This window comes from Niveispirillum sp. (assembly GCF_017996735.1).
GTDB lineage: Bacteria > Pseudomonadota > Alphaproteobacteria > Azospirillales > Azospirillaceae > Niveispirillum.
Genome location: NZ_JAGOGJ010000216.1, coordinates 1 through 6,551, shown reverse-complemented (window position 1 = coordinate 6,551; position 6,551 = coordinate 1). Strand labels below are relative to the sequence as shown.

Below are 6,551 nucleotides of genomic sequence, written 5' to 3'. Positions count from 1 at the left end.
GATAGTCATACATGGTGTTGCTCCTGCATTTGGAAAAGTAAAAGACGGCTCCCAAGATCATCAGCAGGCCGAAGAAGGAGATGCCGGGCAGGTCCAGCAAAGGACGGAAGGCCCGCAGGCCGGGCGAGCGCAGATGGTCGGCCTTGAATTCAGGATTGCCGGCCCAAACCAGCCCCACCTTCAGCCCCGCAAATCCCGACAGCCGGTCGGCCCAGTGCGCCTGCAATTCCGGCTCCGTCGCCAGATAGGGCACATCGGCCGGAATAGTGTCGATGCGCGCGCCCAGCAGATGCGGCAGGGACAGCAGCGATATATGCGCGTCGTGCGGCGGCAGCGGCTGGAACCGCCCGATCACTTGGTCCACGCCCGCCATGCGCCCCAGCAGGCGGACCAGTTGGCTGTTGCATTCCAGGATGACGGTGAAGCCGCGTGCCTTCAGCACAGGCAGGTAGCGCACGAATTGCAGCGCATCGCCCACCCCTTGTTCGTCATGCACCAGCAGGGTCTGGCCCGGCCCGGCCGACCCGTCCCAGGCGGGGGAGGTGAAATCACGCCGGGGTGACGGGAAATCCGCCATGCGGCTGCGCCATTCATATTCCGCCAACCCCTCCTCATAATCGCCCTGCATCAGCAGGGCGACGGCCAGGGCCGTATGGGCGGCGGCGAGGCCGGGATCATGCCGAACGGCGGCGCGTGCACTTTCCACCGATTCCGCGATCCGCATTTCCTCACGATAGGCGACCGACAGGTTCAGATGGGTGGTGGCGCTGTCGGGCTGGCGGACCAGGGCCCGCCGGAAACATTCCATTGCCTCGGCATACCGGTACTGGTCCTGAAGCACGATCCCCAGATTGCTGAGCAGGCCCGTATCATCGGGGGCGAAACCCAGCGCCGTGCGATAGGCGGCGGCGGCATCGTCCAGCCGTCCCAGTCGGCGCAGGGCCACCCCCAGATTGGTATAGGCATGCACCGACAGGGGCTGCATGGCCAGCAGCTCGTGCAGCGCCTCCACTGCCTCTTCGGCGCGGTTATCCAGGATCAGCAACCGGGCCAATTGCAACCGCGCCTCGCCGGTATAGGGGCGCAGGGTGATCAGTTGTTTCTGCGCGGCGATGGCATCGCCATAGCGCTGCATCTGGTCCAGGACATTGACCAGATTGAGATGGGCATCAACAAAGTCGGGCGACAGGCGCAAGGCCCGCACACAGGCATCCAGCGCCTCCGGCAACCGGCCCAGCCGACGCAGGGCGCTGGCCAGATTGGAATGGTGGACGGCACGGTCCGGTTCCGCCGTCACCACCTGTTCCAGCAATGGCAGGGCCGCCGCATAATCACCCGCCTGGAGATGAAGTATGCCAAGGCGTTGCAACGCGTCGGTATGGCCGGGCTGCTGCCGCAGCACTTCCTTGTATCCGGCCCGCGCTTCGGCCACCCGTCCGGCATCGTGATGGGCGGCGGCGGCAGTAAAAAGGTCGGTGAAGGCGGGCATGGGCCGGTTCCGATGTCGATTCATTGGGATAGATTACCTTTGGCACCGATATTCCTGATCCAACCCGGTGCCGAACATTCTATAGATACCCAATATCCGCATCGGCACCGCCGATGCCATCGCAATCGTCGGAACGGGTTGATGGGTGGGGACATTGGAACGGGTGGCCGGCGCGCGCTGATCACCGGCATCACCAGTCAGGATGGGGCCTATCTGGCCGCGCTGCTGCTGGAAAAGGGATATCGTGTGACCGGCACCCTGCGGCCCGGCGGCACACCGATCAGCCGGGCATGGCGGCTGGAAGAGATGGGGCTGCTGGGGCGGGTGACGGGTGTCACCGTCGATCTGACCGATGCCCGCGCCGTTTCCTGGCTGCTGGACGACCATGCGCCGGACGAGATCTACCATCTGTCGGCCCACAGCTCGGTTCATTCCTCGTTCCACGTGCCGGCGGAAACCTTCGCCAGCAACGCCGTTGCCACCACCAACCTGCTGGAGGTGATCCGGACCCGTCATCCGGGCGCCCGATTCTATCATGCGTCCACATCGGAGATGTTCGGGGACGCACCGGAGGTGCCGCAACGGGAAACCACCCTGTTCCGGCCCCGCAGCCCCTATGCCGTGGCAAAGGTGGCCGCGCATCAGATGACCACGCTCTACCGGATCGCCTATGGGCTGTTCTGCGTCAACGGCATCCTGTTCAACCACGAATCGCCGCTGCGCGGGCCGGAATTTGTCACGGCCAAGATCGTCCGGCGTCTGGTCCGCTGGCATGCGGGCATGGAAGACCTCCCCATGGCGCTGGGGCGCCTGGATGCCCGCCGCGACTGGGGCTTTGCCGGCGATTATGTCAGGGGCATGTGGTCCATGCTGCAGGCGGGTGGGCCGGACGATTACGTCCTGGCCAGCGGCCGCACCTGGAGCGTGCGCGATTTCGTGACCCTGACGGCCGGGGCGCTGGGCATGCGCCTGCAATGGTGCGGCGAAGGGACGGGGGAGACCGCTATCGATCTGGATAGCGGCCGTACCTGTGTCACCGTCGACCCGGCCCTGTTCCGCCCCGCCGAGGTGGGGGAACTGCGCGGTGACAGTACCCGCGCGCGCGACCGTTTGGGCTGGTCCCCGACGGTCGATCTGCCGGCGCTTGTCGCCATGATGGTGGCGGCAGAACGGGGGCGTCAGAGCAGGGACGCGGTCAGGGGATAAGGGTCACCGACTGCCCCTGCGCGGCATTCGCCTTGGCAATGCTCACCTGCGCCTGCGCGGGGATCGACAGTTGATAGACCATTCCGCCCGACAGGTAGGCGAAGCAGGATAGCGTCACCGTCCCGTCGGCCGCGGTTTCTCGCGACAGGGGGCATTGCTGGCCGCTGATCGACAGTTGGCTTATGTTTTGGGGCTGGGTTTTGGCCAGCGCCAGCCGGATACGATGCACGCCCTCGCTCCCCGCCGTAAAATCACAGCGGCCTGCAGCGGTTTCCGTGCAACTTTCTTCATCGGAAACGACGGTGGCGCTGGCCTGCGCCAGGGGCACGGCGATCGGCGGGATGGCCAGCAATGCCAGCCCCACGAACGCCCGGATTACGCAAACCATAAATAAACCTCGTCATGCTGCAAATGTCTGCCCCATGCCCAGAAATAAGGCAGGAATGACACAGGAATCAATCCCAGACGTGTAGTGCAAGTGTCATACATAGATCGGACTATCCTGGATGAGCAGGGGCGGGGGACCCCCTTGAGGCCACTGATTTCACGGATCGGCGGCAGGACGGGATCGATGTCCGCTCCCGTCCGGTTCGGATTTTCCGTCCTGTCCCTCGTTCAATCCCTTGATCCCATACGTAATCCGACGCAAAAAAGCCGGTCTGTCCGCACGCCATCCCGCCCGGAGGAAAGATGTATCCCGTCCGTTTCAGTGCTTTGCGTCGGGGCCTGTTGCCCTTGGCGACCATGCTGGCCTTGCTGACGGCACCGGTGGTTGCGGAGATCACGGTCAGCCCGGCTGTGGGTGTTCCGTTGAAGGCGGCACGGGCGGCGCTGGACGCGAAACGGTATGATCAGGCACTGACCGAGATCGCCAAGGCCGGGGCGGCGCCGGGGATCACCGCCGAGGAGAAATGGGCGGTGGAATTGACCCGGGCGGCGATCTACAAGGCGCAAAACCGGTTCGACAAGGCCGCCGACGCCTTCGAAGCGGCGTTGACCCTGGTGCCGATGTCGGCGGCGGATCAGGGTGGGGCATTGGAAACCCTGTCACAGCTATGGTACCGCGCGGGCGATTACGCTAAGTCGGCGGCCTTCGGTGAAAAGGCCATGGCGGCGGGCCGTAAAAGCGATGCCTTCCGGCAGATGGTGGCCGAAGCCTATTACCGCGCGAAGGAGCCGGCAAAGGCGGCCCGGCTTGTGCAGGGCATGATCGAAGAACAGCGCAAGGCCGGGCGCACCCCTTCGGTGGAACTGCTGCAATTGCAGGCCGCCTCCGAATTCGGGTCCGGCAATAATGAAGGCTATATCAAGGCTCTGCGCCAGCAATTGATGCTGGAGAACAGCAGGGTGGACTGGTTCCGCCTGTTCGATGCCATGGAACGCGACAAGCCGATCCCGGAGCGGCTGGACCTGGATTGGGCACGGCTGCGGCTGGCCGTGGACGCTTATGAAAACCCGGACTCCTTCACCGAAATGGCCCAGCGCGCCATGGTGGAGGAACTGCCGGCGGAGGCGGCATCCGTGCTGGAGAAGGGGTGGAAGGCCGGCATCCTGGGCCACGGCCCCAAACTGGAACGTCAGCAGCGGTTGCGCGATTATGCTGCCCGGCAATTGGCCGCGCAGAAACAGGAACTGGACGAAAACCACGCCCGGGTGCTGGGGTCCAAGGATGCCAACGCCATCGCCAAATTGGGCATGGTTTATGCGTCGCTGGGCCAATTGGACCAGGGTATCTCCCTTTTGCAGCAGGCGCTGAAAGGCAAGCTGATGTCACCGGCGGCGGTCCGGTTGCGCCTGGGCATGCTGCAATACAAGAAAGGGCAGATGCAGGCGGCGGCAGCCACCATGGCCACCCTGCCGCCGGGTAGTGACGAGGCGCGGCTGGCGAGCGTATGGGCGGTGATCTATCCGGCCGGGCGCTAATCGACGGTCTTTCCCGCCGGCCAGGCGGACAGCGCCTGTTCGGCCACAGAATTCAGCTTCTCCCGGCTGAACCCGGCCTTGGCCTGTACCGCCATGCCGTGCAGCACGGCCATCAGATAGGCGGCCAGCACGTCGGGCTTGGCCGTGGGGGGCAGGTCGCCCTCCGCCTTCGCGCGTTCGAACCGCGCACGGAACTGCGCCTCGCCCTCGGCGCGCGCCTCGATCAGGGTTCGGCGCATCGTCTCCGCCCCGTCCGACACGGCCAACGCGCCATTGATGTTGAAACAGCCGGTACGGTCGGGAAAGCGGGTGTTGAGGTCGGCTGAATTATACAGCATGTGCGCCGCCACCTCCCGCGCCGTCAGCTGCTCCAGTGCCTGCGGAACGAAGTCCAGGTACAGTTCGTAATAGCGGTCCAGCGCCTTGCGGAACAAAGCCTCCTTGTTGCCGAAGGCGGCATAGAGCGCCGGACGTTCCACCCCCGTGGCCGCCGTCAGGTCGGCATAGGATGCGCCCTCATAGCCCTTGCGCCAGAAAACGCAAAGCGCGGCGTCCAGCGCCTTCTGCATGTCAAATTCGCGATGGCGTCCCATCAGCCCTGTCCGACGATTTCCATAACGGTCATTATTAAACCGCTTGACACGGAATGTCCATATTCCGTAACGATCATTATCATAACGTTCGTTACGATAATCGGGCGACGTTCATCTCTCCCCTTTTGAAAAGGAATTCCCATGTCGAAGGAACTGACGGGCAAGGTCGCCCTGGTCACGGGCGGGTCGCGCGGTCTGGGCGCCGTCACGGCCCTGGCGCTGGCCGAGCAGGGGGCCGATGTCGCCATCAGCTATGTCGCCTCGGCGGACAAGGCCGAGGCGGTGGTGGCAAGCCTGAAGGAGAAGGGCGTGCGGGCCATCGCCATCCGCAGCGATCAGGCCGACATGACGGCGGCCAAGCCGCTGGTCGATCAGGTGGTGGCCGCGTTCGGCCGGCTGGACATCCTGGTCGCCAACGCAGCCATCGCCGTGCAGGGCAAGCCGGTGGATGATCCCGACCTGGATATCGTCAATCTGGACCGGCAATGGCAGATCAATGTCATGGGCACGGTGGCCACCACCCGCGCGGCGGCCCCCGTCCTGTCCAATGGCGGCCGGATCATCCTGATCGGCTCCGGCCTGGGCACCCATGTGCCGTTCGCCGGTATGGCCGACTATGCCGGCACCAAGTCGGCCCTGTCCGGCTATGCCAAGGGCGTGGCCCGCGACCTGGGCGGGCGCGACATCACCGTCAATGTCGTGCAGCCCGGCGTGATGCCGACCGACATGGCGGCGGCCGTGCTGGGCGACGGCGTGCCCGAGGCCCTGATGAACCTGCACGCCATCCGCCGCATCGCGACCCTGGAGGAAGTGTCGGCCCTGGTCTGCTTCCTGGCGGGGCCGAACGGGGGGTATATCACCGGCGGGGTGATCGACGTGGCCGGCGGGTTCGGGATTTAAGGGAAGGGGCCGGCAGGCGCGTGGGGGGTAATTGCTCACGTGGTTGGCGCGTCCAGCACAGGATCTGGATTCTGACCGGTGATCTGGTTTTCGACAAGGGCTGATTTCCGCCATTTCATCACGCTCGATGGTTTCCCAGATGGTGCCAGAACCGGAAATGAACGCCGCTCAAGCCAACCACGTGAGCAATTACTCCGGGAGGGCGCCTGCTATGCTTTTGCCTTGGTAGTGACCTGATCTATCCTGAATTCAAATTCCTTCTATCCAAAACATGCGTTCGTAAATATAAATATTTTTATGTGAAACTTAGATGGTGTATTATTCGGATTGCATCTGAAGTAATAAATCAGCAGAAATTATGGGTCTGCCAGATATTAATGAAGAATTTGTTGAATCAAGAATTGGATTCACGATTGCAAAAAATCCTCGATCTTCATTCC

Annotated in this window: 6 protein-coding genes; 3 read left to right on the top strand and 3 right to left on the bottom strand. The window is 63.6% G+C overall.

The features are described from left to right. Positions 1 to 1,489: tetratricopeptide repeat protein (locus KBA48_RS31695; protein WP_292912670.1), on the bottom strand; the 1,489-nt coding region annotated here is incomplete at its 3' end. A gap of 141 nt (positions 1,490 to 1,630) precedes the next feature. Here KBA48_RS31695 and KBA48_RS31690 point away from each other — a divergent pair. Then, the gene (locus tag KBA48_RS31690) at positions 1,631 to 2,695 is read left to right on the top strand and encodes a GDP-mannose 4,6-dehydratase (RefSeq protein ID WP_292912669.1); all 1,065 of its coding nucleotides are present in this window, start codon (positions 1,631 to 1,633) and stop codon (positions 2,693 to 2,695) included. On the opposite strand, the gene KBA48_RS31685 is transcribed toward KBA48_RS31690, so the two are convergent. Beyond that, positions 2,685 to 3,083: a hypothetical protein gene (locus KBA48_RS31685; protein WP_292912668.1), complete on the bottom strand. Its 399-nt coding sequence runs from the start codon at positions 3,081 to 3,083 to the stop codon at positions 2,685 to 2,687. The genes KBA48_RS31690 and KBA48_RS31685 overlap by 11 nt on opposite strands. Before the next feature lie 302 nt (positions 3,084 to 3,385). Here KBA48_RS31685 and KBA48_RS31680 point away from each other — a divergent pair, with 302 nt between their 5' ends. Next, positions 3,386 to 4,618, top strand: a complete 1,233-nt coding sequence (locus KBA48_RS31680) for a hypothetical protein (RefSeq protein ID WP_292912667.1) — start codon at positions 3,386 to 3,388, stop codon at positions 4,616 to 4,618. Here KBA48_RS31680 and KBA48_RS31675 read toward each other — a convergent pair. Next, positions 4,615 to 5,211: a TetR/AcrR family transcriptional regulator gene (locus KBA48_RS31675; RefSeq protein ID WP_292912666.1), complete on the bottom strand. Its 597-nt coding sequence runs from the start codon at positions 5,209 to 5,211 to the stop codon at positions 4,615 to 4,617. The genes KBA48_RS31680 and KBA48_RS31675 overlap by 4 nt on opposite strands. A 141-nt stretch (positions 5,212 to 5,352) precedes the next feature. On the opposite strand from KBA48_RS31675, the gene KBA48_RS31670 reads away from it, so the two are divergent. Continuing rightward, positions 5,353 to 6,111 carry an SDR family oxidoreductase gene (locus KBA48_RS31670; RefSeq protein ID WP_292912665.1) on the top strand — a complete coding sequence of 253 codons (759 nt, stop codon included), beginning with the start codon at positions 5,353 to 5,355 and terminating at the stop codon, positions 6,109 to 6,111. The last annotated feature ends 440 nt before the right edge of the window (positions 6,112 to 6,551 follow it).

Bases quoted from the DNA above. Each gene is read 5' to 3' on its own strand.
- KBA48_RS31690 (WP_292912669.1), top strand. From the start codon at position 1,631: ATGGGTGGGGACATTGGAACGGGTGGCCGGCGCGCGCTGATCACCGGC.
- KBA48_RS31685 (WP_292912668.1), bottom strand. From the start codon at position 3,083: ATGGTTTGCGTAATCCGGGCGTTCGTGGGGCTGGCATTGCTGGCCATC.
- KBA48_RS31680 (WP_292912667.1), top strand. From the start codon at position 3,386: ATGTATCCCGTCCGTTTCAGTGCTTTGCGTCGGGGCCTGTTGCCCTTG.
- KBA48_RS31675 (WP_292912666.1), bottom strand. From the start codon at position 5,211: ATGGGACGCCATCGCGAATTTGACATGCAGAAGGCGCTGGACGCCGCG.
- KBA48_RS31670 (WP_292912665.1), top strand. From the start codon at position 5,353: ATGTCGAAGGAACTGACGGGCAAGGTCGCCCTGGTCACGGGCGGGTCG.